The organism is Lachnospira hominis (ex Hitch et al. 2025), from assembly GCF_040096395.1.
Lineage (GTDB): Bacteria > Bacillota > Clostridia > Lachnospirales > Lachnospiraceae > Lachnospira > Lachnospira hominis.
In genome coordinates, this window is sequence record NZ_JBBMES010000021.1 from 1 (window position 1) to 25,724 (window position 25,724).

Sequence of the window (25,724 nt, forward strand, 5' to 3'; positions counted from 1 at the left end):
AATCAGCTGATGGAATATTCCATCTCAAGTGCTAATTTAGTCCTCACTAAATGTTTTTGATATAAAATTGTACCTAAACTAAGCACACAGATTCACTCTCAGACTGATTGCGGACATCTGTGATACTGACTTGGATTTTCGGTTTAATATTGCAGCGCTGCCCTATCTTTACCGCTAAAATGGTATAAAAATAAGGACTAAATTAGGCATAACCCCTTGATTTTACTGGGTTTCATCTAACTTGGTCCTATTATAACTCAAACACCCGTTTCCCATCTCGAAACAGTCCTTGACGATACATTGAACTGTTCCGCAAGCTGTTCCTGCGTAAGGTTCTTTTCCTTTCTTAATATTTTAAGAAACGAGCCTATATTTTTTTGATTCATACTGCTGCCTCCTTTCATTGACAGGTTATATCATCTGTACCGGAATAAACACGACACAAAGCGAGAAATGCCGTATTTTCACCTATAGACACACTATGTCCTGCTTAATTTCCCTCAAGAAACTTATCAACAAACTTCCTCATTCCGGCAAACTTTTCCACAGTATCCGGTCTGTCCGACTTAAAATCCAGCATTTTATACACATAACCCTGCTCCTTTACAATTTTAAGGCTCACTGGATATACCAGTTCAAAAATAAGCGAAATGTGTCCGACAATATTATCCACAACACTTTTTTTAAGCGACCTGAGTACAGTCTGTTTTGCATAAAAACATTCAAGCACTTCATCTGTTATCACACTGTTTCTTATCTCTTCTGTCGTTGCATTATAAATTGTCTCAAGAGGCACATCTACATTAACCTTTAAAATATCGATTTTGTCTGCGTCACGAAGAATATTACAAAACATTTCTTCACGTTTGGAAAGCCCATCAGCAATCCTGAACTTATTATGCTGTCTGATAGCAAGCTCAAGCAAATCACTGCCGTTTTTCTCGACATATCCTTCGGCAAATTTATTAATTATGCGAGGAGCATTTTTCACAACAGTAACGTTGACAGGTTCACACATAGGATTTTTTATTGCATACACAGTACCCTGGGCGGAAGTCACACAAACTTTATCTTTTCTGTCAGGGTCAAAAAGAATATCCGCACCAAGCTCGGCGTGGTCAACTGACATTCCATCATTAAAAGTCCCAAAACATCTTATCTGTTCAAATCTTCCAATATCATGCAGCATGCCCAGAAGCCATGCAACGTCCTTATCTTCACCAGTAAGTCCTACAGAATCGGCAATTTTTTCACAAAGTGCTGCAACTCTGTAAGTGTGGTCAATTTTTAGTTTAATCTTTCCATCCGACGGGTCATAATAATGCACATATCCGGCAAATGCGTTAAGCACAGCCTTTCTGTTAATCACAGGCTTGTTAATACTGTCAACAATATCGGCAATTTCCGTCAAATCATTGCACACGCAGTACGTCAGTTTTCTTATCTCATCATCAATCGCTATCGTGTCAGGCACATGAATAACTCTCATTCCCGCCGCATGACCTGCCTTAATTCCGTTGATACTATCCTCTACAACAATCGCATTTTCAGGTTTTACACCTATTGCATCTGCCGCAAGCAGAAATATATCAGGTTCGGGTTTCCCATGCTCAACCTCATTGCCATACACGACCGCATCAAGGTAATCCGACACACCTATATCGCGGAGTGTTTTTTCGGCACTGACACGCCTTGTTGAAGTTGCAACCGCACATTTCAAATTATTTGCTTTAATATACTCAAATATTTCCTTAACACCTTTTTTAACAGGAAGACCTTCCTTTTCCCTTATCTTGTAAATATGCTCTGTACGAAGCTTTTTTGTCTCCCAATAATCAGCTTTTCCGTCAAAATAATCATCAAACATTTTACAGTTAAGCTCATCGGGTGCTCCCTTAAAACTGTCGATAAGCCACATAGGCATGTCTATGCCTTGTTTTTTTGCTGCCCACTTCCAGCCCTCATTTGACTGTCTTTCGGAATCGACCAAAACTCCGTCCATATCAAAAATAATTCCATCAACCATACTTATTTTTCTCCAAAATATTTTCTGTATATCTGTATATATATCTGCTGCCCTATATAAATCCATCAGGTATTCAAACTACCTGATGTCACAATCAAAATGCCGCCTACTTTTCCAGATATTTTTTTACATACTGTCCCGTGTAAGATTCTTTAACCTTGACAATCTCCTCAGGCGTGCCCTTTGCGATAACAGTACCGCCTCTCGCACCGCCTTCCGGTCCCATGTCGATAATATAATCTGCAGTCTTTATTACATCAAGATTATGCTCGATAACAACGACCGTATTACCGCCCTCCGCGAGCTTATGAAGAATATCAACCAGTTTATGCACATCCGCAAAATGAAGTCCTGTTGTAGGCTCATCAAGAATATAAATAGTCTTTCCTGTGCTTCTCTTTGAAAGCTCTGTCGCCAGCTTTATTCTTTGTGCCTCACCACCCGAAAGTTCAGTAGAAGGCTGTCCGAGCTTTACATAAGAAAGTCCGACATCATTGAGAGTTTCAATTTTTCTTTTAATTGACGGAACATTTTCAAAGAATTCAACTGCATCTTCAACTGTCATATCAAGCACGTCATATATGCTCTTGCCTTTATACTTAACCTCAAGCGTTTCACGATTGTAACGCTTGCCGCCGCAGACTTCACAAGGCACGTACACATCAGGAAGAAAATGCATCTCAATCTTAATAATACCGTCACCCGAACATGCTTCACATCTTCCGCCCTTGACATTAAAACTAAATCTTCCTTTTTTGTATCCTCGCTCTTTTGCATCCGATGTTGCGGCAAACAAATCCCTTATCATATCAAATACGCCTGTATATGTCGCAGGATTTGACCTCGGAGTACGTCCGATTGGCGACTGGTCTATATCAATAACCTTATCAAGCTGTTCCACTCCGTCTATTCCGTCGTGTTTTCCCGGGATACATCTTGCCCTGTTAAGTTCCTTTGCAAGGTGCTTGTAAAGAATCTCATTTACAAGTGAGCTCTTTCCTGAACCTGATACACCCGTAACACATGTAAATACGCCAAGTGGAATATCAACATCAATATTTTTAAGATTATTTTCCCTTGCACCTCTCACCTTAATCCAGCCTGTCGGTTTGCGTCTTTTTGCAGGAACAGGAATCTTAATTCTTCCGCTCAGATATGCTCCGGTAATTGATTCCTTACACTTCATAATCTGTTCGGCAGTTCCCGTTGCAACAACCTGTCCACCATTCCTGCCGGCACCGGGACCGATATCCACAATATAGTCTGCAGCATACATAGTATCCTCATCATGTTCAACAACGATGACCGAATTGCCTAAGTCTCTTAAATGTTCAAGCGTCTTTAAAAGCTTGTCATTATCTCTCTGATGAAGACCGATACTTGGCTCATCAAGAATATATGCAACACCTACAAGCCCCGAACCAATCTGGGTTGCAAGCCTGATTCTTTGTGCCTCGCCGCCCGAAAGCGTACCTGTTGCCCTGGAAAGAGAAAGATAATCAAGTCCTACATCCATAAGGAACTGTATTCTTGACCTTATCTCCTTTAAAATCTGGCTGCCTATGGCAAGTTGTCTTTCTGAAAGCTTCATATTCTGAAGAAAATCCTGCAAATCAAGAATCGGCATATTGGTAATCTCATAAATATTCTTATCAGCAACCGTAACAGCAAGCGATGTCGGTTTTAATCTCTGTCCCTTACATGACGCACACGGAGTAATTCTCATAAATTCTTCATACTGCTGCTTAGATGCCTCTGAAGCTGTCTCCCTGTAGCGTTTTGCAACATTCCTTACAAGTCCCTCAAATGCAATATCATATACACCCTCACCTCGCTGGCCTCTGTAATAAACCTTAACGCTGTGACCTTTGGTTCCGTTGATAATAATATCTTTAATCTCGTCCGGATAATCCTTAAATGGTGTTGAAAGGCTGAAATTATACTCATCTGCAAGTGCTTTCATAATCGCTCTTGAAAAACTTCCCTCATCTGTTACAGACTGCCAGCCCATAACAACAATGGCACCCTCATCAATACTAAGTCTCTCATCGGGTATCATAAGCTCGGCGTCAAATTCCATCTTATATCCAAGGCCAAAACAATCAGGACACGCACCAAAAGGATTATTGAAAGAAAAGCTTCTCGGCTCAATCTCATCAATACTTATCTCACAGTCCGGGCATGCAAAACTCTGGCTGAAGTTTATCGGCTTTCCACCAATAACATCAACAGTCATTATTCCATCAGCAAGCTTCAATGTCGTCTCAATCGAATCAGTAAGTCTTTTTTCGATTCCCTCTCTTATAGAAAGACGGTCAACAACTATCTCAATATTATGTTTTTTATTCTTATCAAGTTTAATCTCGTCTGTCAGCTCATACATGCTTCCATCAACCATAACACGAACATATCCACTCTTTTTAGCCTGCTCAAAGAGTTTAACATGCTCACCTTTTCTTCCTCTTACAACAGGAGCAAGAAGCTGAATCTTTGTCCTTTCGGGAAGTCCCATAATAACATCAACCATCTGGTCCACAGTCTGTTTCTTAATCTCTCTTCCACACTTAGGGCAATGCGGAATACCCACTCTTGCATACAAAAGCCTGAAATAATCATATATCTCTGTAACAGTTCCGACTGTAGAACGTGGATTTCTGTTAGTAGATTTCTGATCAATAGAAATCGCCGGTGAAAGTCCCTCTATACTTTCAACATTAGGCTTTTCCATCTGACCGAGGAACTGTCTGGCATATGAAGAAAGCGACTCCATATATCTTCTCTGTCCTTCAGCATAAATAGTATCAAATGCAAGCGAAGACTTACCTGAACCTGAAAGTCCTGTAAGCACAACAAGCTCATTTCTTGGTATATCAACAGATACATTTTTAAGGTTATGCTCATTAGCTCCCTTAATCCTTATAAACTGCCTGTAATCTCCTTTTTTCATCATTTACCTCTTTCACTTCGTCTCATATAAAAACTTATTAACTTCAATCATCTTATCCCTGAGAACTGCTGCCTCCTCAAAGTTAAGCTCTGCCGCAGCCTTGTGCATATTCTTCTCAATCTGCTTCTTAACCTTTTCAAGTTCTTTGCGGCTCATAGACTCATAATCTTTCTCAAGAGTCTCACCATTGCCGGATGATGCATCTGCTGCCTTGGAAATGCTTATCAGATCCCTCACAGCCTTCTTTATAGTCTGAGGAGTTATTCCATGCTCTTCATTATACTCCTGCTGAATCTGACGTCTTCTTTCCGTCTCGGAAATCGCTTTTTCCATTGATTCCGTAATCTTATCGGCATACATAATAACATGTCCCTCACTGTTACGTGCAGCTCGTCCGATTGTCTGGATAAGCGATGTCTCCGTCCTTAAAAATCCTTCCTTATCGGCATCAAGAATAGCAACAAGTGTAATCTCAGGAATATCAAGACCTTCTCGTAAAAGGTTAATACCAACAAGCACGTCAAACGCATCCATTCGCATATCACGTATAATCTTCTGCCTTTCAAGCGTATCAATGTCGGCATGAAGATACTTGACACGTATTCCAAGCTCTTTAAGATAATCTGTCAAATCCTCTGCCATACGTTTAGTAAGCGTTGTGACAAGGATCTTATTATGTTTCTTAGTCTCCTTGTTAATCTCCGAAACAAGGTCATCAATCTGCCCTTCAATAGGACGTACAAAAATCTCAGGATCCAGAAGTCCTGTAGGACGTATAATCTGCTCCGCCCTTAAAAGTTCATGCTCTTCCTCATAGACAGATGGTGTTGCCGAAACAAACAACATCTGCGAAATCTTATTCTCAAATTCAGTAAAATTAAGCGGTCTGTTATCCTTAGCAGATGGAAGCCTGAAACCATAATCTACAAGAGTTGTCTTTCTTGACTGGTCGCCGGCATACATTCCTCTTATCTGTGGAATCGTTATGTGTGACTCATCAACTATAATAAGAAAATCATCCGGAAAATAATCCATAAGTGTATATGGCGGAACCCCTGCCGGAAGCCCCGCAAGATGTCTTGAATAATTCTCAATTCCCGAGCAGAAACCGGTCTCCTGCATCATCTCTATATCAAAATTAGTTCTCTCCTCAATTCTCTGTGCCTCAACAAGCTTATCTTCGCTCTTAAAATAAGCAATTCTCTCCTTCAGTTCTTCCTTAATATTCTCAATTGCTGCCGCCATCTTTTCCTTATCAACAACATAATGTGAATTCGGGAAAATCGCAATATGTTCAAGCTCTGACTTGACTTCTCCAGTCAAAGAGTCAATCTCAGATATTCTGTCAACTTCATCACCAAAAAATTCAATTCTTACAGCCTCTCCACTTGATGCTGCCGGATAAACCTCAACAACATCGCCACGCACACGGAAAGTTCCTCGTTTAAAATCCTGATCTCCTCTCATATATTGAATATCAACAAGCTTTCTTATGACATCGTCTCTGTCCTTCTCCATGCCGGGACGCAGGGAAATAACCATATTCTGGTAATCAATAGGTGCACCGAGTCCGTATATGCACGATACAGAAGCCACAATAATAACATCCTTTCTTTCAGAAAGTGCGGCTGTTGCTGAATGCCTTAACTTATCAATCTCATCATTAATAGAAGAATCCTTAGCTATATAAGTATCGCTCTGCGGCACATAAGCCTCGGGCTGATAATAATCGTAATATGAAACAAAATATTCAACAGCATTATTTGGAAAAAATTCCTTCATCTCGCCGTAAAGCTGTGCAGCAAGTGTCTTATTATGTGAAATAATAAGCGTAGGCTTCTGCACTTTCTCAATAATATTAGCCATTGTAAAAGTCTTTCCCGAACCGGTTACACCGACAAGCGTCTCAAACTGATTGCCCTCAAGAAATCCATCTGAAAGCTTCTTAATTGCCTGTGGCTGGTCGCCGGTCGGCTTATATTCAGATACCAACTCAAAATGATTCATACTGTTCTCCTGATTAAGATTAAACTATGTGATATATCTAAAATAATAAACTATTCCTAGTATGTTACCACTATAGTATATCATTCAAAATAAAAAAAGTACAGAACAAATCGAATATTTGTTCTGTACTTTTAAAACTCTTAATTCATTTTTCCTTTAAGATAGTTGACAGCTGCCTCATACTGGACGTCACTTACAGCATCATCCGGAAGCGTAACCTCAATATCAGGTGTAACGCCATTTCCGTGAATATCCTGTCCCTTAGGAGTAAAATATTTGGCAATCGTATACTTTACAGCACTTCCGTCTGTGAGCGGCTGTATTGTCTGGACAATACCTTTACCGAATGTCTTTGTTCCGATAATCGCACCTTTTCCGTAATCCTGAACCGCACCGGCAAATATCTCTGAAGCACTCGCACTATCCTCATTTACAAGAACTGCAAGAGGAACTTTAAGTTCATTGCTGTTGCTTCCCTTATATTCCTTACGTGTTCCGCTCTTAGTCTCTGTATACACAATCAATCCATCCGGAAGAAGCCCATCAAGAATATCAACAACGCTGTTTAAAAGTCCACCCGGATTTGAACGTATATCAATTATAAGTCCGCTCATTCCCTGCTGCTGCAAATCTTCTAATGCTTCTTTAAACTGCTTTGTCGTAACTTCATCAAACTGTGAAACTATAATATATCCAATATTATCATCCATCATTTTATGGTCAACAGTCTTTACATTTACCTCTGCTCTTTCAACTGTAAAGGTAAGTGTCTGTGAGCCCCTTCTTATTTCAAGATTAACAGTTGTTCCTTTATCACCCTTTATAAGTGCAACTGCGGATGACAAATCCATATCAGTTATATCTGTTCCGTCAACTTTCACAACGCAGTCGCCCTTCCTTATTCCCGCTTTGTATGCCGGAGCATCCTCATATGGGTCTGCAATAAGAATCGAACCATCCTCATTTTTCTGGCATACAGCACCTATTCCATAGAACTTGCCGCTTGTCGATTCAAGGATTGCCTTATATTCATCAGGAGTATAATAAACTGTATATTTATCGCCATAGGAATCAAGAAAAGCCTTGTAAATATAATTTTCAGCCTTTTCATCATCTGTTCCACCAAAATAAAAATTCCTGTCAAGAAGCGAATCAATTGCATTAAGCTTACCCTCAACATCACTTCCTATTCCATCTGAATCATCAGTTGAAGTCTGCTGCACATACACCTCTCCATTTGCACCAAAATGAAGATATCCTTTTCTCTCAAAAATCCCAGCTGTAATTCCCACAACAGAAACCGTTGCGAAAACTCCTGCAAGAATGCCAGCCACAAGCCCTTTGCCAAACTTTGACTTATTTTTATTTTTTTCTCTCCTATACGATGCATACGCATTATTTAAATCATTGTTCTGCTGATTTGAATTGTCCATATTATCCATCTGTTTTCGCCTTTCAAAAAACTTAAATCAGAACAAATCCGTATTAAGACCCGTTCTGATTTATGTATAAAAAATATGTCTTTCTACCTTAAATATCCCCAAGGATTAACATATGTACCGCCATAACGCACACTGAAATGAAGATGTGCCCCTGTCGATTCACCTGTCGAACCCATCAGAGCTATTGTATCTCCTCTGTTTACTGTCTGGCCTACAGAGACAAGGAACTGTGAACAGTGCATATAAATAGAATAAAGTCCGTTGCCATGGTCTATCCAGAGCCAGTTACCCGCTGACCAGTTATACTCAGCTCTTACAACTCTTCCTCCGTCAGCCGCATAAATAGGATCTCCCCATACGCCCGGCGTAGTTGCTCCTATATCAATTCCAATATGCGGATTGTTTCTTCCATCAGTATCGCCATAATCAGAAGTTATTCTTCTTGATATTGTAGGCCATAGAAATACTCCCGTACTTGGAATACCTGTGCTTCCGCCACTATTTCCGCCATTATTATTGTTGTTATTTCTGTTCTGTTCCTCAAGCTCGCGTTCAATACGCTCTATCTCACTCGTAAGTCCGCTGATATCACTAGAAAGTTCCGTTTCCTGTGCCTTTGAGGATGCTATGAGACTGTTATAATTGGCAAGTTCGCTCTCTTTTTCAGCCTGCATCTGTGCAAGCTCATCACGCTGTGATTCAAGCTGTGACTGTGTATCAGCAAGCTCAGTATAATCATCCTCGAGCTGCTGTTTTGCCTCAGCTATATACTTAATAGTCTCTTCATATTTTGTGAGCATATCCCTGTCATATGACGAAATTTTTGTAACATACTCGGCACGGTTTAACATTTCACCCATACTCTCAGATGTAAGAATCAAAGCAAGATAGCTCTCTTCATTATGTTCGTACATAAATTTAATTCTTAACTTCATCATCTCGTACTGGCTTGCTGCATCTTCCTGTGCCGCCTCAAGATTCTGTGTTGTCTCATCAATCTGTGTATTCAGATCTTCCATCTTTATCTGAAGTTCATACAGACTGCCATTAAGTTCTGACATCTGTGCGTCAAGTATTGCCATATATTCTTTTGTATCTTGTGCACTGGCCTTATATTCGTCCATTTTCTTTTGAACATCTTTTCTTTGCTGTTCCTTATCTTCTTTTTCCTGTTTTACGTCATCAAGGTCAGAAGCCGCGACCTTTTTTGCCGCAAACAATCCGTTAGACAAAGCCATAACAGAAGATGCACATAATGCAAGGCACAGCAATGTAGCAACAAATTTTAAAATTGTCGTTTTTTTCATACGGTGCCTCTCCTTTCCCAATACCATCCGATAACGGCACATTTTTTTAACATTTTTCAAACCGGCATTTTATACATTGGCATGCTTACGTACCGCAAAGAAGCTTCCGAGGAAACCAATGCCGATTCCGAGGCATATTGCCACAGGTGCAAGAACTCTGAAAACATCTGACATCGGCATAAATGCAAGAATATTGCTGAGAATTGAAAATTTACCAAGAACGTAGCTGATAACCTTCTGATAAATATAGCTCAGAATAACAAGCGGAATTACTGAACCGATAATTCCGATTGTAATACCCTCAACAAAAAATGGAGCATTTACAAATCCATCAGTTGCACCAATAAATTTCATAATTGAAATCTCGTCTTTACGAACTGTAATACCAATAACAATTGTATTCGTAATAAGGAAAATTGATACTGCAAGAAGTATGATAATAATTGCTGCAGCAACATATCCTACAAGCTTTGCTGCACTTGCAAGGCTGCTCGCAGTAACCTCTGAACGGTTTACCTGTCTTACGCCGTCAAGATTCTCAAGATATGTTACAAGTGTACCCTGCATGCTTGCATCGCTGAGATATACCTCATAAGATGCAGAGTTGGCAAGAGGGTTATCATTCTTAAATCCTAATGCAAGTTCAGGATATTCCTTAAAATATTCTGTCTTGAATTTAGCCCATGCCTCTTCAGCAGATGTGTAATGTACTGAAGAAACTTCAACTCTTTTTGAAATAGTATCACCGAGCTGCTTAATCTGTGTCTCTGAAAGTCCCTCGTCAAAGAAAACCGTAACACAGACTTCATTTTCAGCCTTTTTAACCATATACTGGAAATTCATTACAAGTGAATACAAAATACCAAAAAGAAATATACATGCCGCTATTGTTGCTATTGAAGCAAGTGAAAACAGACGGTTGCGGTATATGTTCTTGAGACCGTCTTTTATATGATAAAATAATGACCTAATCTTCATAGAAATAACCACCCTTTTCCAAATCGCTTATAATCTTACCTTCACTCATTGTGATAGTTCTCTTCTTCATCTGCTGCACAATTTCCATGTTATGTGTAACAACAAGGACAGTCGTACCAAGCTTGTTAGCCTGATTAAGAATCTTCATAATCTCGGCAGAATTGGCAGGGTCAAGGTTACCTGTCGGCTCATCACATAAAAGGATAGCCGGTCTGTTTACAAGAGCTCTTGCGATTGCAACTCTCTGCTGCTCGCCGCCTGAAAGCTCATTCGGATAAGCCTTATATTTGTCGAGAAGCCCAACCATTGAGAGCATAGAAAGGACACGGCTCTTAATCTGTCTTGACGGAGCTTCTACAACCTTCATTGCAAATGCAATATTTTCATAAACATTTCTATCCGGAAGAAGCCTGAAATCCTGGAACACAACACCTATGTCCCTTCTGAGATAAGGAAGCTTCTTTCTTGTAATCTTGTTAAGATATTTCTTATTAATATATATCTTTCCTGTTGTCGGGTCTAACTCTTTAAGCAGAAGCTTTATAAGAGTTGATTTACCCGAACCGCTTTTACCTACTATAAATACAAACTCACCCTTCTGAACATGCAGATTAATACCATTTAAGGCAGGTGTACCGGATGAGTATGTCTTTGTGACATTTTCTAAGATTATCATCAGTAATCTCCTCCATTAAAATGTATCTTTACTTTCCATATACTTCATATATTTCACAACCATAAGTGCAATCTTGAATGTAATCGCATCATCAAATACACGCAAATCAAGACCTGTGCTCTTCTGGAGCTTATCAAGTCTGTATACAAGCGTATTTCTGTGAATATAAAGCTGTCTTGATGTCTCTGAAACATTCAGGCTGTTCTCAAAGAACTTGTTAATTGTTGACAATGTTTCATCATCAAAATCGTCAGGCGACTTACCGCCGAATATTTCTCTTATAAACATCTGACAAAGTGGTATCGGAAGCTGATAAATAAGACGTCCGATTCCAAGTCTGCTATAAGCAACCACATTCTTGTTGCTGTAGAAAATCTTGCCTACATCGAGAGCCATCTTAGCTTCTTTATAAGAACGCGAAACCTCTCTTATATCACCCACAATAGTACCATATGCAATATGTGCTGAACTCATTGCCTCAGTATTGAGCATGTCAATAATAACCTGTGCGGTCTTGTCGAGTTCTTCATATGTCTCATTGCCTTTAACTTCCTTAACAAGAATTATACTCTTCTCATCAACTGCTGTAATAAAATCATGCACTTTTCCCGCAAATAAAGTTCTTACTATCTCAAGTGCATTAGTATCTTTTTCGTGTTTCGTCTCAATTATATAAACAACACGCTTAACATCCGTCTCAATATGTAACTTTTCTGCTCTTGTATACATATCTACACGCAAGAGATTATCTAGAAGAAGATTCTTTATAAAATTATCTTTATCGAATCTTTCCTTATAAGCCACCAAGAGATTCTGAATCTGAAATGTCGCAAGCTTACCAAGCATATAAACATCATCGCTTGTTCCCTTTGCAAGAAGAATATATTCAAGATTCTGTTCGTCTATAACTTTAAAAAACTGGTAGCCGTTTACAACCTGGCTCTCTGCCGGCGAATCCATAAATGTCAATGCATCTGCAACACAGCCTTGAACATCATCAAATGTCTTAGCCGCAATCTTGCCGTCTGAATCTATAACGCACAAATCCACCCGTGATATTGCTTTAAGTCCATCAACAGTTGTCTGTAATATTTGATTTGATATCATAGTGAACACCCTTTCGCTTTTAGTCCTTTTTAGGTCCTTGTTTTATTGTAATGCAAAATGACGAAAAAAAAAAGAGGAAATGCATAATTTCTATACATTTCCTCAAAAATTACATCATTATTCCATTCAAAAAACCCAAAACCAAATGATATTGGCTTATTAACTCAATTAGTGAGTGATAATCTGCTCTGTCTCTTTATCAAATACATGAAGTCTTGAAATATCCATAGCAAACTTAACAACATCACCAGGACGAGCTGTTGTACGTGGGTTAACCTTAGCTGTACATGTTGTATCAGCAATATCATAGTGAAGGTTAACTTCAGCACCAAGTAATTCATATACCTTAACTGTAGCTTCAAATGTTGTAGCTGAATGCTTTGTGATGAATTCTTCATCATCCTTGATATCCTCTGGACGGATACCAGCAACAACTGTCTTACCAACATAACCACCATCAATGATAGGTTTGCTCTTATCAGCTGGTAAAGCGATAGAAACTGTATCACTAAGCTTTAATGTTACACTTGAACCATTGCCTACTACTTCAGCATCAACAAGGTTCATCTGTGGAGAACCAATGAAACCAGCAACGAAGATGTTGTTTGGTGTGTTGTAAAGATTCTGCGGTGTATCAACCTGCTGGATAATACCATCTTTAAGAACTACGATTCTTGTACCAAGTGTCATAGCCTCTGTCTGGTCATGTGTAACGTAGATGATTGTTGTCTGTAATCTCTGGTGAAGCTTAGAAATCTCAACACGCATCTGTACTCTTAACTTAGCATCAAGGTTTGAAAGTGGCTCATCCATAAGGAATACCTTAGGGCTACGAACGATTGCACGACCCATGGCAACACGCTGTCTCTGACCACCTGAAAGAGCCTTTGGCTTACGATCAAGAAGATGTTCGATATCAAGAATCTTAGCTGCTTCATGAACTGCCTTATCAATATCAGCCTTTGGTACTTTTCTTAACTTAAGACCAAATGCCATGTTATCATATACTGTCATATGTGGATACAAAGCGTAGTTCTGGAAAACCATGGCGATATCTCTATCCTTAGGTTCTACATCATTAACGAGTTTGTCGCCAATCCAAAGCTCACCTGAGCTGATTTCCTCAAGACCAGCGATCATACGAAGAGTTGTTGACTTACCACAACCAGAAGGTCCAACGAAGATGATGAACTCCTGATCAGCGATTTCAAGATTAAAATCCTTAACAGCAACGAAACCGTTAGGATATACTTTACATACATTCTTAAGTGATAAACTTGCCATTCTTAAAAATCCTCCTAAATTAAATAGGTGCAAAATAATGTGTCATAATATAATAGAAAAACATCAGTTATGTATATCTTTGCACTCTTATTGTGCCTTCAGCTTACGCACGGCACTTTTTTGATGTAACAATCATACAATAATTTGATAATAAAAGCCATATCTCAATTTCACAAATATATGTCTCGTTTTTTTTGCAAATTTACTACATGTGCTTATTTCATGTGAATTTTTCACAAAACGCCGGCACAATTCTGCACTATTTTAACCATAAAATTAGCGTTTATAATAGTTATAACAATTTTTCTGCCGTTTTTTCAAAAAATGTGTTGCATTATTACAACAATTGCACTATAATCAATACATAAACAAAAACAAGTTACATTATTTTAATATTTGGAGGCTGATTGATATGGATATAGCTTCATTGTCAATAGCACAAAGCACTATTAATGTTGCCAGTGATGTTCAAGTCGCTGTTTTAGGTAAGAGTCTTGACACCATGGAGACTTTAGGTGATGGGATGAAGAAGATGTTGGAATCTTCCGTTACTCCTCATCTCGGACAGAATATTGATTATTTAGTTTAATTCGTTTTTTCTTATATTTTTCCTTTCTCATTTTCTTTTCAGTGGATTTATCCACGAAACAAAAAGCTTACCGGGTAATCAACCGGTAAGCTTTTTGTTTTATATTTTCATATAGTATTGTCAAACCATCATGGTAAGTCTTGTTATTATTTCAGTAAATATCATATAACCAAATGCAAGAACCAATGTAATTATAAGTGGTATTGTAACAAACTTCTCTCCGTTTCTTCTCACATGTCTTAACTCAAAATCACGTCTGATAAATCCGGCTTTTCCGTTTCTCTCGGCAAGCTTTTTTAATATAAGTATCGAAAGAGCCAGAAATCCCATTGCAATCGCTCCAAGTACAATCACCTGAATAATCGTTGCAATAAACATGCTTCCCGATGAAAGCTGCTGTGTCTGTCCTGCCATCGCATTTACATCAACACCGGCGAGCGATAAAATCTTCATTACAGTAATTGAATAAGTATTTACAGCAAAGTGTGCTATCATTGATGACCACATAGAGCCTGTTACCTCGACAAGAAATGCAAACATAACTCCAATTACAAAAGCATAACAGAGCTGATTAATATTAAGATGTGTAACACCAAAAAGCAGACCACTTAACAGTGCTGCTCCACAGATTCCGTTTTTCCTGTATGAATGATAAATAAGTCCCCTGAATATAAACTCCTCTACAACAGGCGGTATGACTGCAAGAAGAATTATCTGTATTATAAACGGATATGAAGTAAGGTCAGAAACCGCATCATTCATATAATTTGTTGATATAAACTGTGTAAGTACATTGATAAACAAAACCACAGGAATAAGTGTATATCCGAATACAAGTGAAAGAAATGCATCTAACGGCTTAATTTTTCTATATGGAATACACTTATATATATTTATCTTATTGATAAATACATAGATAAATGCCGGAATAAGCAGTATTGCCTGACTTATAAGGCACTGTCCCCAGTAAGGCAGGTCAATACCCGTCGTTCCTATCACCAGCCCGACAGCCATTGAGCCAGCCACATAAAATGCAAGAAAACACGCAAAAAATATATTAATTCTTTTACACATACGCCGTAAAAATCCCCTTCTGCATTAACTTTTTTGCATTTTACTTAAATGCTATAGCCTCTACCTCTAAAAGAACATCCTTTGGGAGTCGTGCAACTTCAACACATGAACGAGCCGGGAATGGTTCTTTGAAATATTTTTTATAAATCTCATTGATAGTTCCGAAATCATTCATTTCTTTAATAAATACTGTTGTCTTAATGATATTCTCAACCTTTGAACCTGATTCTTCAACAAGATTACAAAGGTTCTTAAAAGCCTGCTCTGCCTGTGCTTCAACACCTTCTGCAATATTGCCTGTTGCAGGGTCTACAGGAATAACGCCTGATGTATAAACCATACCATTAACTTCAATTGCCTGTGAATAAGGTCCGATTGCTGCCGGTGCCTTATCTGTACTGATAACTTTCTGCATAAAATCCTCCTTGTTTTTCTTCGCAAAACAAGAAAAACATGAAGTTTTTCTTGTTATCGCGGTATTCGCCAAGGTTTTAAGCAAGCTTAAACTTTGGCTCATTACTCGCGTAAATCCGAACCCTCTGGTGAGGAGAGGATTTAGCCTCCTTGTTTTGCGAATTGCTAAAATGCATTATACCATTTATTTCATATTAATTGAAGTCTCATTTATAACAATTTTTCCTTCTTTAAGAAGTCTGCCCACCGCACGCTTAAAAGCATTTTTACTCATCTGGAAATGTTCTTTTATTATTTCAGGTGATGCTTTGTCTGTAAACGGAAGACTTCCGCCATTATTTTTAATTGCTTCATATATAATAGAAGAATCTTCATCCATCTGGATATATGCTTTCTGTTTAAGGCTTATTGTAAGTTTCCCGTCTTCTCTTACCTTTGAAACTCTTCCGTATATTATGTCACCTATGTTAATTTTTCCGAACACTTCATTTTTAGGAATCATTCCGAAATATTTGTTATCTATGGCAACATAAACACCATAATCAGGGTTTATCTCAATAACTGTACCGCTTACAGCACTATCCTTCACATAGCTCTGTGCATTTGTAAGATAATCATATACTCTCATTGTTGCGGCAAGTCTGCTGCTCTTATCTATATATAATGCCACAAGACATTCATCGCCCTCCTGGACATGTTTTGTCTGTTCCTTAAACGGCATAAATAAATCTTTCTCAAGACCCCAGTCAAGAAAAGCTCCTATTTTGCTGACCTGCGAAACTTTAAGAACCGCGAGCTGGCCAAGCTGCACCTTAGGAGTCTTTGTCGTGGCAATAAGTCTGTCACTTGAATCCCTGTATACAAAAACAGTAAGTGCATCCCCGGCTTCTATATCTTCAGGAACCATTTTCTTTGGAAGAAGCACCTTATCTTCCTCAGTTCCAAGATAAACGCCAAAATCAACTTTTTTAACTACATTAAGACATTGTGTCTTTCCTAATTCTATCATATAATCTCTCCATTTCTTAAATAAACGGGTGTCATACAAGCACGGATTTCGGCTCGCTGTCAGCATAAAAAAAGCCCTCGCATATATGCGAGGGTAAGCTGGGCTTGAGGGACTCGAACCCCCAGAATGCTGGAATCAGAATCCAGTGCCTTACCATTTGGCGAAAGCCCAATATCGTGACGACATATGGTATTATATCTGATGTTTTTACAAAATGCAAGTGTTTTTTTGAAATTTTTTTAAATTTTTTTTACAACACTAAATGCAATAAGTACAACGCCCGAAAATATCAGCCTTTAAGCCTTACCGTACCATCCGCATCTGTACCAAGATTTGCCGGCTCAACGAAATATGTATATTGCTCAAGGACAACTTCCTTTTTCATATCATCTATAGCTTTGTCTATATCATCCTGATTAAACTTAACAGATTTTTCTGTAAAGTCAAAACCATTATTCTTTTTTATATTAAACAGTTTCTCAGGGTCAGAAAACTTAGGTGCATTGTTTCTGCTGTTATGATTATCAGCAAAATCCCCCGGCATACTATTGCTGTTATCTGAAATTCCATTGCTTCCAGAATCTATACTGCCGTTTTCTTTCACAACATTCAGTTTATCGCTGCCATCAATACTGTTTATATACATCTGAGAACCATGCTGATTTATTCCATATATTGCCATAGTATGCATCTCCTTTCCCAATTATGCCATAGTCATCTGTAATCACTTTATATATCGGATTATATAAAAAAACTTTAACCTCATATTAAGACTTTTTTCTACATTTTTCAAATAAAAGTATTACTTTCGTACCATAAGTACAGGAAAGCCCTCTTTATAGTCTTTTATTATAAATGGATGTGTTTTGGCATAATCATAAATAACATCACCAAGTCCATCATCAACGAGCTTTTGCAGCTCATCTGACGGTTCTTTTCCGATTGACGGACATGTAGGCGTAAGTGCAATTACATACTCATCGTCTTTTTTCATTATTCTTAAAGGCCATATTTTACAGTCAAATGGCTTATCTTCGTATGACAACGTACATCCTTTGTCCGGGTCAAGGAAAAAGCATGGTGCTTCCTCATTTTCATCATCTGTATTATATGAGTCCTGAAGATGCATCCTTCCATATTTGCCATTGTCATCATTCATATCAAACTGATAACTGCCATGTCTTTCAAGTTTTTCAACTGTATTTTCCGGGAAAAGCGGTGTCTCCCACAGACTGCATCTTCTGAATGAACAGCAGAACTTACATTTTGCACATGTCGATTTTTCTAGAACTTTTGATAACATAATATTCTCCCTTCCGCTTGTGTACGGATTATCTTAACAATTTTACTCCGTTTAAAAGCTTTATTTTTCAACTGCACTGTATTTTTTCAGCATTATTTTAGGCCTGTAAGACAGCTTTGCCTTACGCAATCCCTCAATTCCTATATCTTCCTCCCTGTTAAGCCATGTCACGCCGTCAAGTTTTTCGGAAAAAAGCTTATTGATGGCTGCATATCCGCCATTTAATGCATACTCACCAACCGCTTTTTCAAAATGGACATCAACAGTATTTTCATTTATTTTTGACGCAATAGTCATGGCACAAGGGCTGTCATTAACATATATTATTCCGCCTATAAGCCCGAGTTCTTCAAAGTTTTCCAAAGCTTCCTTTATAGCCTTGTACTCAGCCAGCTGTGATGCATCCTCATCCTGCAGATGCTCGTAATACCACGCATCCGCAACTTTCTGTGCATCATAAATATTACATGCACCAATCTCATAGTATTTATAATCAGGATACGTCCTTACAAATTTTGAAAAATGGTTTTTCTTCTTATGGAATGCTTTTCCCGAAAGCGAAGCCAGTTCGCTTCTCAGATATATATAATCACTGTCCCCGGCATCACTGCTGTAGCAGAAACGTGCCGGCATGGCATTTTCAAGAACTTCTTTTTGTTCTTCTGTGACAAATGCAAACTGCAGGCGTTCACCACACTCTTTTGCATCCTTTTCTATCTCGGCAAGTGCCTTTGCGACATCACCTTTTCCAAGCGGAAATGTATAACCACATCTTGCACCTTTTCCAGAATACTTTCTTATTATAAAATCTTTATAACGGCTTATCTTTGTACTATATTTATTGCGAAGCAGATAGATATTGGCAAATGAAGCGTCACTTGCCATTGTGCCTGACACAGCAATACAGCTGTTTATCCAGTCTTCATCTTCCGCCTCCGGTATAGACCATTCAAGCATAAATAATCCTCATTTTCTTATTTTTTGTTCATCGCCTGTATTAATTAACGGCGATATTGTAACACACTGATGTTTCAAGTACAATGTATTACTATAATGAAATTTTTATAAAGTAATCTATTTTTAAGTTGACCGCAGTATCTATATCCTCTAAAATAATTTTAGTGTTTTTGCATATTGCATGGTAAAGAAATGGAGGATTTTAACAATATTATGAACAAAAAAAATATATCTTTTATTCTGGCAGGCTTTTTACTGCTGACTCTTCAATTCAACGTAAAAATCGGTTCTGTTTACATTGATATTTTTAACGACATACTTGCAGCTGTGCTTATTACAGCCGGTGCATTTCCATTGGGCGGCCGCAATGTCGTATTCAAAAAATTTCGTATCTTATCTGTTGTAAGCATCATTTTTATAATTCTGGGACAGGTAATTAATTTCCTTATGGTTATCACGGGAGGCGACAATGCTTTAAAGGTTGTATCCGGTGTCGCAACAATATTTAACATTTATCTGACATACTATTTTACTGAAGGACTTATCCTTGAAGCTAAATTTCAGGATAAATCAGCTCTCACACGTTCTCTCAGATTAGTATGGGCATTATATGGCATTCTTATTTTCGGTAATTTCATCGCACTTATGTCAGGAATCGCACTTGTATCTACACTTGTTCAGATTGTATGTGTAATATTTTCTATTTACTACTGTTCATCTGTTTTTACTTCATGCAGCCAGCTCTACATGGAAGGGCTTCCAACAAAACATATGGATACAGAAAAATAATCTAACTGAAAGGATTTTGATATGAAAAAATTAGAAATAATCATCCGCCCTGAAAGACTTGACGATTTAAAAGCTATTCTCAATGAATGTGATGCACATGGTCTTATGATTACCAATATCATGGGATATGGAATACAAAGAGGCCACAAACGTGAATATAATGGAATTGATTTTGGTGGCAATCTGCTTCCAAAAGTAAAAGTTGAGACTATTGTAAGTGACGAAATTTCCGAGGAAATCATTAATCTTGTAATTGATAAAATCAATACCGGCACATATGGCGACGGCAAAATTTTTATCTATGATGTAGCCGATGCCGTAAGAATAAGAACCGGCGAACGCGGAGTTGATGCACTTTAAAGTCTGACCTATCGTTCTATATGACAAAATCCAGGCAAAAACTATGAGAAACACGCTCTGCGAGTTTCTCAAGTTATCGCGGCAGTCGCCAAGGTCTCGTGCAAGCACGGACTTTGGCTCGTTACACGCGTAAATAAACCGGCATGATTAAGCCTGAAATAAGGTTTAATCATGCCGGTTTTTAATTTATGTAAAACAACTGACTGCCGGTATTTATTTTTCTTCATCACTTTCTGAACTCTCTGATGATTCCTGCTGATGTCCGTTTTCTATATCTTCAAGTGCCTGTTTTACTGCATTTTCCTCCTGGCTCTTCTTAACATAAATAAGAAAAATTCTTGACAGGACATAGCTGTCTATATAAAGAATCAGAGGTATTGTCACTATAAATGCCGTAAAGTAATTGATTGAAAATACTATAAGACCATATGTTATAAAAAGCATTATAAGTGTCTGTGGCAGATGATGCATACAGAGCAGAAGTGCATTTTTAAGTATTCCTATTACTGTATTTTCAAACTTTGAAAGCATTGGAAATGCATATAGTGCAACTGCTGATAAAACAAGAAGCAGTCCTATTGCCGCAAACATAAGAAGTCTTATCGGAACTCCGCCATCTGCTTTTGCCCACATATAGCATATTCTTATATCTGCTATAAGCAATGCTGCAACTACGCCAATTATCAATTCTATCAGAAATCCCTGTTTGAAATTCTGCTTAAACGACTTAATAAATCCTTTAAATACGTATCCTTCTTCATCTCTTACAAGTTTCATGCCAACATAAAACATTGCAGTAATCGAAGCCCCCATTGTTATAACCGGAATACTGAATACAAAGCCCAAAAAGCCAAGTATCAGAAAATCTCCCGCTTTAGTGAGTGCCTTAAAAAACTTTCCTTCTATACTAAACATATGTCTGTTTTCCTTTCAGTGTACTTAGTTGCTGTCAAAATAAGATTATACTGTAAAAACCATAAAAAGCAAAGAATTTTTAATTAAATAATCCCCTGTTTTTATTAAATATTTATAAAAGTATGTTTTTTCGTCTCTGATTATGTTAAACTCTGTATGTTTAACGACACACAAATCAAGGAGGTATTTATGGCTCAGAACAAAAAATCAAAGAAAAAAATGCCGAAAGAACAGCAGACATCTTTTAAGGAATTATCTTTTTCCGATAAAATCCGTTACATTTTCGGCTATTATAAATATTACATGCTTGCGGCTGTTATTATAATTGCCGCTGCCGGATATACCATCTACTCTTTTGTGCAGAATAATTATGATATAAAATGCAATATTGTAGTTGTTGACGGTAAGATTACAGGATATGATACATATTCTGACGATATAACAAAAAATTTCACCAGATATATTGGTCTTGACGGAAAAAAAGAACGTGTTGAACTCGACTGCCACTATTCTTTAACAATAAAGCCTCTCGACCAGGAAGCTAACATAAGCCAGAACAAAATTTATATTCTTGCATCTGTCGGCTCTATTGATGGTTACATGGCAAATCGTGACTATATCGATTATTTTTCAACTGATGCCGAGACATTTTTATATGATTTAACTGAAATTCTTACTGATGATGAGCTTGCAAAAATCGGTGAGAAAAACATCATTTACTATACAACAGCTGATAAAACCCGTATTCCTATCGCTGTTGACCTCACAAATACGAAGGTAAAGACTGATACCGACCTCACACTCAAATCACCTTGCTACGGAGTTGTTGTATCTGCCAAAAATCCTGAAAATGCTATTGCGTTTATCCGTTATGCTTTTGATTTATAATTTTTTGCAAATGCAATTTATCCAAATACAAATTTATATAAATCCGGGCCGCCGTCTGTCTGTGCATAAAGTTCAAAGCCAAGTTTTCGTGCCAGCTTTCGTGACGGCTCGTTTGTTTTGTCTATCACAGCAAACATTTCCTGTATCCCAAGCTCATCTGATGCATATTCAAGAATTGCCTGACACGCTTCATATGCATACCCTTTATGCTGCATATCTCTTCTTATCAGATAACCTATCTCGCAACATGTAACACCGTCTATTTCCCTGTTTTCAATGCCAGCTCTTCCTATAAGTTCTCCAGATTTTTTTTCAAATACAAGCCACAGACCATACTCGAAAAATCCATACATATTTTTTATGTAATTTTTTGTAAATTCAAGTTCTTTATCATAATCATAAAGCTGTTCAATGTACTGGCAGTCTTCAAGTGTGCTGTATACAGCATACAATTCCGGCAGATCTTTTGTCGTCATCTCCCTTATTAATAAATTTTTTGTCTCTGCTACAACAAATGGTTCACCTGTAAGGCGTGCATATACAAGCCTGTAATAAGAAATCCCCATATCAAGTGTTTGGCATACATAAGAATAACCCTCTCCCGGCTTTGTATTAAACCCTGCAGCCTTTACCTCACAGCTGTCTTTTCCACACGCCTCAGCCTGCATCTTAAATTCATTTTCAGGCACATCCGTAATAACAAGTGAATCTTCAAAATCAATTTCTTCAATATCATCAGGAATGAAAAGATTAACTTCTTTATCAAGATTTTGTTTAATTATATTAAGTTCGTCATTGCCAATTGTAATATATTTTATATATACATATATATTTCTTAACATTTTTAATTTTATAACCTTTCTTCACAAGTTTTCATGCCTTATTATTTATATATATCATAAATATAAAAGATTTGCTTGACCACTCACATAAATTTACTGTATAAATATATTTAAGAATTTTATTTTTTGAAAGGACATAATCATGGCAAATCAAAATCCAATAGTTACAATTACAATGGAAAATGGTGACGTTATGAAGGCTGAACTTTATCCTGAAATCGCACCTAATACAGTAAACAATTTTATAAGCCTTATCAACAAGGGATTTTATGACGGCGTAGTATTCCACCGTATCATTCCAGGTTTTATGATTCAGGGCGGTGACCCGGAAGGAACAGGAATGGGTGGTCCCGGATACAGCATCAAAGGTGAATTCTCACACAACGGATTCAAGAATGACCTTTTACACACTAAGGGTGTTCTTTCTATGGCACGTACAATGGTTCCTGACTCAGCAGGTTCACAGTTCTTTATCATGCATGCAAATGCACCTCATCTTGATGGTGATTATGCAGCATTCGGCAAACTCACAGAGGGCGAAGACGTTCTTGATAAAATCGCAACATGCGATACAGACTGGAATGACCGTCCATTACAGCCACAGGTTATGAAGACTGTAACTGTTGAAACTTTCGATGTTGATTACGATGAACCGGAAACTTTATAATACTGTATCATTCTTTTAATTCATTAAAAGGTCTGCTTCCACCTGTGCCTGCACAGATGGGAACAGACCTTTTTTCTTTATAATCACGATTTAAAAATGCCCGCCGGCACTTCCTGAGTTACCGCCGCCTCCGCCGGAGCTTCCTCCTGATGAATTATTTGTCTCTATAGTCCTTGTTGTCACTGTTGTATTAATAAATCTGTCTTCACGCCTGTATACATGAATGCCATTCTTTGCATATGTATTTCCGTCAACTGTCATCTTAGCCTTTGCATTAAACATCATTACAAGAACAACAACAATTGCTATTACTGCCGCAATGCCAAGCTTTATTGGCATATATAAGTAAAGCTTATATGTTTTGCTTGTTGAAAGCAGCTTCTGGGTAATATCTGTATATTTTACGCATGCCTTGTAATAATTTCCATCTGAAAGTGTCGATGTTGTCTTATCTATTATACTCTGAAGATCAGACTGTGAAATATCAGATTTTGCTTTTCCTGATGTTACAACTCTCACAGCTCTTGACTTCATATCTATCACATAGACGATGTAGTCAGCTTCTGATGATGAAGAATCATATGCATATCCTTTTTCTTTTGCAAAAGTTCTTACATAATTATCAAGGTCTGTATAATCAAGTCCTTTTGATATAGTAAGCACTGCAACATCTGTCTTACAGTTTTTTGACACTGATTTGCATTTTTTCTGAAGCTTTGACTCCTTTGTATCTGACAGTATTTCTGCTTCATCTGTAACATATATCTTTGATGAATCCGGATCTTTTGCATATAATACCTGTGGAAAACTTAAAAACAGCATAAGAACTGCCAGTGCTGCCAGAAAAATATTCTTAATTTTGTTAAACCTTACATTCATCATAATATAAACATACCTCCCAACATCATAACAGCAAGTGAAACAACGAATGTTCCTACTCCCCATGCAAATGCCTTACCTTTGCTTATCGGGCGGTCTGCAACTATTTTCCCTGTCTGTCCGTTTAACATGAACTGGAAGTCTTTTCCGTGATAACGGCAGTTAAGAACCCACACAGGCAGAAGGGCATATTCTGCATTATAATTATTTCTCCTTATATCATTATGTCTCACATTGACACTGCTATACCCGGCAATTGTATCTCTTGTAAGCTCTGTTATGTACTTATCAACTCTCCTATTAACGCGTTCTTCCATCTGCTGATGCATAAAATTATATCTTTCGGACAGATAACCGGAAAGATATGCCGGCTCAAAATCTTTTAACTCAGCATAATTATACGGCTCCATCTTATCCATTGCTCCATCTTCCATCTTTTCAGAAGCATCTGCCGGAATCTTTTTGAAATCAGCCTCAACATCCCTGTATACATAAAAATGGTCATGATATGTATACTCTGTATTTCCACGCCTTATTGTTCTTATTTTTTCGGCATCTGCAATCATTCTGTCTTCAGCCTTGTAATCATAAAGCCAAAATGGTACATACAGACCTGATATTTTTTCTATTGTTGACTGGCTCTTTAATGCTGCCGGTGTAAGCGGTCCTTTGTGCACCCATTTTTTATACGCATCAACAGCAGCATCACGGTTAATTTTAAAAGGAATAATTCTCTTTGGTTTATATGCTCCTGTAAGTCTGTCCTCCACAAGTGATGGATTACCGCAGAATGAACATATCACTGCCGATGTGTATTCATCAGCAAGGAGTTCAGCTCCACAGCTTGTGCAATGATATGTTTTCATATTCATTGTTCCACCCGTAGCTTCCCCATCATATGATTCCTTTTCATATCCTTCTCCGGCAAATCCAGTATTTTCATCATAATTGCCGTCAGCTGCATCCATGTCAAATTCACTGACATCCATAATCCTCTGACACTGCGGACACTTCATCTTTTGTGTATCGCTGTCAAATTCCATTGCCGCCCCACAGGATGGGCATTTGTAAGTTGTAGGCATTATAATTCCTCCCCATAATTAATATTTGTGTTCATAATTTATTCATATATCATTCAATTTAAATTTACATTATGAACATTTTTTCTTCACTTTTCCAACATATACTAAAAGAGAATTAAAAATGAGTTGAACAGATAACTCAACATTAAAATGTTTACAAGAATTTTTTCATAAATCGAGTT

The 25,724-nt window shown here is 37.8% G+C and carries 25 protein-coding genes and 1 tRNA gene; 5 read left to right on the plus strand and 21 right to left on the minus strand.

Features of this window, described 5'->3' with window-relative positions:
• Positions 1-257 precede the first annotated feature (257 nt).
• The 10 genes from WMO38_RS13125 to WMO38_RS13170 form a co-directional block, all read right to left on the minus strand.
• A complete protein-coding gene (locus tag WMO38_RS13125) occupies positions 258-386 on the minus strand; it encodes a helix-turn-helix domain-containing protein (RefSeq protein ID WP_349163010.1) in 129 nt (42 codons plus the stop codon).
• Between the two features lie 104 nt (positions 387-490).
• On the minus strand, positions 491-2,026 hold the full coding sequence (locus WMO38_RS13130) for an HAD-IA family hydrolase (protein WP_349163011.1): 1,536 nt from the start codon (positions 2,024-2,026) through the stop codon (positions 491-493).
• A gap of 106 nt (positions 2,027-2,132) precedes the next feature.
• Positions 2,133-4,973: an excinuclease ABC subunit UvrA gene (gene uvrA, locus WMO38_RS13135; RefSeq protein ID WP_349163012.1), complete on the minus strand. Its 2,841-nt coding sequence runs from the start codon at positions 4,971-4,973 to the stop codon at positions 2,133-2,135.
• Positions 4,974-4,985: 12 nt separating this feature from the next.
• The gene (gene uvrB / locus WMO38_RS13140; RefSeq protein ID WP_021866021.1) at positions 4,986-6,980 is read right to left on the minus strand and encodes an excinuclease ABC subunit UvrB; all 1,995 of its coding nucleotides are present in this window, start codon (positions 6,978-6,980) and stop codon (positions 4,986-4,988) included.
• A 140-nt stretch (positions 6,981-7,120) separates the two neighbouring features.
• On the minus strand, positions 7,121-8,422 hold the full coding sequence (locus tag WMO38_RS13145; protein ID WP_349163013.1) for a S41 family peptidase: 1,302 nt from the start codon (positions 8,420-8,422) through the stop codon (positions 7,121-7,123).
• Positions 8,423-8,505: 83 nt separating this feature from the next.
• Entirely contained in the window at positions 8,506-9,729 is a 1,224-nt protein-coding gene (locus WMO38_RS13150) for a murein hydrolase activator EnvC family protein (RefSeq protein ID WP_349163014.1), read from the minus strand.
• Between the two features lie 69 nt (positions 9,730-9,798).
• A complete protein-coding gene (gene ftsX, locus WMO38_RS13155; RefSeq protein ID WP_349163015.1) occupies positions 9,799-10,707 on the minus strand; it encodes a permease-like cell division protein FtsX in 909 nt (302 codons plus the stop codon).
• Positions 10,697-11,383, minus strand: coding sequence for a cell division ATP-binding protein FtsE (gene ftsE / locus WMO38_RS13160; protein WP_021840326.1), 687 nt, complete (start codon positions 11,381-11,383; stop codon positions 10,697-10,699). The genes ftsX and ftsE overlap by 11 nt, the downstream gene beginning before the upstream one ends.
• Positions 11,384-11,398: 15 nt before the next feature.
• Positions 11,399-12,490, minus strand: coding sequence for a PucR family transcriptional regulator (locus WMO38_RS13165; protein WP_349163016.1), 1,092 nt, complete (start codon positions 12,488-12,490; stop codon positions 11,399-11,401).
• Positions 12,491-12,658: 168 nt separating this feature from the next.
• The gene (locus WMO38_RS13170) at positions 12,659-13,774 is read right to left on the minus strand and encodes an ABC transporter ATP-binding protein (RefSeq protein WP_186835972.1); all 1,116 of its coding nucleotides are present in this window, start codon (positions 13,772-13,774) and stop codon (positions 12,659-12,661) included.
• Positions 13,775-14,186: 412 nt separating this feature from the next.
• On the opposite strand from WMO38_RS13170, the gene WMO38_RS13175 reads away from it, so the two are divergent.
• Entirely contained in the window at positions 14,187-14,363 is a 177-nt protein-coding gene (locus WMO38_RS13175) for a YjfB family protein (RefSeq protein ID WP_349163017.1), read from the plus strand.
• Positions 14,364-14,483: 120 nt separating this feature from the next.
• Here WMO38_RS13175 and WMO38_RS13180 read toward each other — a convergent pair whose 3' ends face one another.
• From WMO38_RS13180 to WMO38_RS13210, 7 genes are all read right to left on the minus strand, one after another.
• Complete coding sequence (locus WMO38_RS13180; RefSeq protein ID WP_349163018.1) at positions 14,484-15,437, minus strand: CPBP family intramembrane glutamic endopeptidase; 954 nt, start codon at positions 15,435-15,437, stop codon at positions 14,484-14,486.
• 40 nt (positions 15,438-15,477) lie between these two features.
• Entirely contained in the window at positions 15,478-15,852 is a 375-nt protein-coding gene (locus tag WMO38_RS13185) for a RidA family protein (protein ID WP_021865640.1), read from the minus strand.
• Positions 15,853-16,035: 183 nt separating this feature from the next.
• Positions 16,036-16,860: a CvfB family protein gene (locus WMO38_RS13190; protein ID WP_349163019.1), complete on the minus strand. Its 825-nt coding sequence runs from the start codon at positions 16,858-16,860 to the stop codon at positions 16,036-16,038.
• 98 nt (positions 16,861-16,958) lie between these two features.
• Positions 16,959-17,031: transfer RNA gene (locus tag WMO38_RS13195), tRNA-Gln, on the minus strand.
• A gap of 118 nt (positions 17,032-17,149) precedes the next feature.
• A complete protein-coding gene (locus tag WMO38_RS13200) occupies positions 17,150-17,542 on the minus strand; it encodes a hypothetical protein (protein WP_349163020.1) in 393 nt (130 codons plus the stop codon).
• Between the two features lie 120 nt (positions 17,543-17,662).
• Positions 17,663-18,163: a YkgJ family cysteine cluster protein gene (locus tag WMO38_RS13205; RefSeq protein ID WP_349163021.1), complete on the minus strand. Its 501-nt coding sequence runs from the start codon at positions 18,161-18,163 to the stop codon at positions 17,663-17,665.
• 60 nt (positions 18,164-18,223) lie between these two features.
• A complete protein-coding gene (locus WMO38_RS13210) occupies positions 18,224-19,120 on the minus strand; it encodes a DUF2156 domain-containing protein (RefSeq protein WP_186835976.1) in 897 nt (298 codons plus the stop codon).
• Between the two features lie 213 nt (positions 19,121-19,333).
• Here WMO38_RS13210 and WMO38_RS13215 point away from each other — a divergent pair, with 213 nt between their 5' ends.
• Both WMO38_RS13215 and WMO38_RS13220 read left to right on the plus strand, forming a co-directional pair.
• Positions 19,334-19,909 (plus strand): hypothetical protein, encoded by a 576-nt coding sequence (locus WMO38_RS13215; RefSeq protein ID WP_349163022.1) that lies wholly within the window; start codon positions 19,334-19,336, stop codon positions 19,907-19,909.
• 21 nt (positions 19,910-19,930) lie between these two features.
• On the plus strand, positions 19,931-20,269 hold the full coding sequence (locus WMO38_RS13220) for a P-II family nitrogen regulator (protein WP_021865646.1): 339 nt from the start codon (positions 19,931-19,933) through the stop codon (positions 20,267-20,269).
• A 213-nt stretch (positions 20,270-20,482) separates the two neighbouring features.
• Here WMO38_RS13220 and WMO38_RS13225 read toward each other — a convergent pair whose 3' ends face one another.
• Positions 20,483-21,184: a YesL family protein gene (locus tag WMO38_RS13225; RefSeq protein WP_021865647.1), complete on the minus strand. Its 702-nt coding sequence runs from the start codon at positions 21,182-21,184 to the stop codon at positions 20,483-20,485.
• A 189-nt stretch (positions 21,185-21,373) separates the two neighbouring features.
• Here WMO38_RS13225 and WMO38_RS13230 point away from each other — a divergent pair, with 189 nt between their 5' ends.
• On the plus strand, positions 21,374-22,072 hold the full coding sequence (locus WMO38_RS13230) for a hypothetical protein (RefSeq protein ID WP_349163023.1): 699 nt from the start codon (positions 21,374-21,376) through the stop codon (positions 22,070-22,072).
• 17 nt (positions 22,073-22,089) lie between these two features.
• Here the strand turns inward: WMO38_RS13230 and WMO38_RS13235 are convergent, their stop codons facing one another.
• Entirely contained in the window at positions 22,090-22,914 is an 825-nt protein-coding gene (locus WMO38_RS13235) for a GNAT family N-acetyltransferase (protein WP_349163024.1), read from the minus strand.
• 142 nt (positions 22,915-23,056) lie between these two features.
• Here WMO38_RS13235 and WMO38_RS13240 point away from each other — a divergent pair, with 142 nt between their 5' ends.
• Positions 23,057-23,581 (plus strand): peptidylprolyl isomerase, encoded by a 525-nt coding sequence (locus tag WMO38_RS13240; protein ID WP_021865650.1) that lies wholly within the window; start codon positions 23,057-23,059, stop codon positions 23,579-23,581.
• A gap of 90 nt (positions 23,582-23,671) precedes the next feature.
• Here WMO38_RS13240 and WMO38_RS13245 read toward each other — a convergent pair whose 3' ends face one another.
• A complete protein-coding gene (locus WMO38_RS13245) occupies positions 23,672-24,463 on the minus strand; it encodes a TPM domain-containing protein (RefSeq protein WP_349163025.1) in 792 nt (263 codons plus the stop codon).
• Positions 24,460-25,542 carry a TFIIB-type zinc ribbon-containing protein gene (locus tag WMO38_RS13250; RefSeq protein WP_021865652.1) on the minus strand — a complete coding sequence of 361 codons (1,083 nt, stop codon included), beginning with the start codon at positions 25,540-25,542 and terminating at the stop codon, positions 24,460-24,462. The genes WMO38_RS13245 and WMO38_RS13250 overlap by 4 nt, the downstream gene beginning before the upstream one ends.
• Positions 25,543-25,724: the final 182 nt, after the last annotated feature.

Excerpts from the sequence above, each read along its gene's own strand:
- WMO38_RS13180 (WP_349163018.1), bottom strand. The coding sequence starts at position 15,437 with ATGTGTAAAAGAATTAATATATTTTTTGCGTGTTTTCTTGCATTTTAT.
- ftsE (WP_021840326.1), bottom strand. The coding sequence starts at position 11,383 with ATGATAATCTTAGAAAATGTCACAAAGACATACTCATCCGGTACACCT.
- WMO38_RS13125 (WP_349163010.1), bottom strand. The coding sequence starts at position 386 with ATGAATCAAAAAAATATAGGCTCGTTTCTTAAAATATTAAGAAAGGAA.
- WMO38_RS13200 (WP_349163020.1), bottom strand. The coding sequence starts at position 17,542 with ATGGCAATATATGGAATAAATCAGCATGGTTCTCAGATGTATATAAAC.
- WMO38_RS13250 (WP_021865652.1), bottom strand. The coding sequence starts at position 25,542 with ATGCCTACAACTTACAAATGCCCATCCTGTGGGGCGGCAATGGAATTT.
- WMO38_RS13190 (WP_349163019.1), bottom strand. The coding sequence starts at position 16,860 with ATGATAGAATTAGGAAAGACACAATGTCTTAATGTAGTTAAAAAAGTT.
- WMO38_RS13210 (WP_186835976.1), bottom strand. The coding sequence starts at position 19,120 with ATGCTTGAATGGTCTATACCGGAGGCGGAAGATGAAGACTGGATAAAC.
- WMO38_RS13245 (WP_349163025.1), bottom strand. The coding sequence starts at position 24,463 with ATGATGAATGTAAGGTTTAACAAAATTAAGAATATTTTTCTGGCAGCA.
- WMO38_RS13235 (WP_349163024.1), bottom strand. The coding sequence starts at position 22,914 with ATGTTAAGAAATATATATGTATATATAAAATATATTACAATTGGCAAT.
- WMO38_RS13230 (WP_349163023.1), top strand. The coding sequence starts at position 21,374 with ATGGCTCAGAACAAAAAATCAAAGAAAAAAATGCCGAAAGAACAGCAG.
- WMO38_RS13185 (WP_021865640.1), bottom strand. The coding sequence starts at position 15,852 with ATGCAGAAAGTTATCAGTACAGATAAGGCACCGGCAGCAATCGGACCT.
- WMO38_RS13205 (WP_349163021.1), bottom strand. The coding sequence starts at position 18,163 with ATGTTATCAAAAGTTCTAGAAAAATCGACATGTGCAAAATGTAAGTTC.
- uvrA (WP_349163012.1), bottom strand. The coding sequence starts at position 4,973 with ATGAAAAAAGGAGATTACAGGCAGTTTATAAGGATTAAGGGAGCTAAT.
- WMO38_RS13165 (WP_349163016.1), bottom strand. The coding sequence starts at position 12,490 with ATGATATCAAATCAAATATTACAGACAACTGTTGATGGACTTAAAGCA.
- WMO38_RS13145 (WP_349163013.1), bottom strand. The coding sequence starts at position 8,422 with ATGGATAATATGGACAATTCAAATCAGCAGAACAATGATTTAAATAAT.
- WMO38_RS13130 (WP_349163011.1), bottom strand. The coding sequence starts at position 2,026 with ATGGTTGATGGAATTATTTTTGATATGGACGGAGTTTTGGTCGATTCC.
- WMO38_RS13225 (WP_021865647.1), bottom strand. The coding sequence starts at position 21,184 with ATGTTTAGTATAGAAGGAAAGTTTTTTAAGGCACTCACTAAAGCGGGA.
- WMO38_RS13220 (WP_021865646.1), top strand. The coding sequence starts at position 19,931 with ATGAAAAAATTAGAAATAATCATCCGCCCTGAAAGACTTGACGATTTA.
- uvrB (WP_021866021.1), bottom strand. The coding sequence starts at position 6,980 with ATGAATCATTTTGAGTTGGTATCTGAATATAAGCCGACCGGCGACCAG.
- WMO38_RS13240 (WP_021865650.1), top strand. The coding sequence starts at position 23,057 with ATGGCAAATCAAAATCCAATAGTTACAATTACAATGGAAAATGGTGAC.
- WMO38_RS13215 (WP_349163022.1), top strand. The coding sequence starts at position 19,334 with ATGAACAAAAAAAATATATCTTTTATTCTGGCAGGCTTTTTACTGCTG.
- WMO38_RS13175 (WP_349163017.1), top strand. The coding sequence starts at position 14,187 with ATGGATATAGCTTCATTGTCAATAGCACAAAGCACTATTAATGTTGCC.
- WMO38_RS13170 (WP_186835972.1), bottom strand. The coding sequence starts at position 13,774 with ATGGCAAGTTTATCACTTAAGAATGTATGTAAAGTATATCCTAACGGT.
- WMO38_RS13150 (WP_349163014.1), bottom strand. The coding sequence starts at position 9,729 with ATGAAAAAAACGACAATTTTAAAATTTGTTGCTACATTGCTGTGCCTT.
- ftsX (WP_349163015.1), bottom strand. The coding sequence starts at position 10,707 with ATGAAGATTAGGTCATTATTTTATCATATAAAAGACGGTCTCAAGAAC.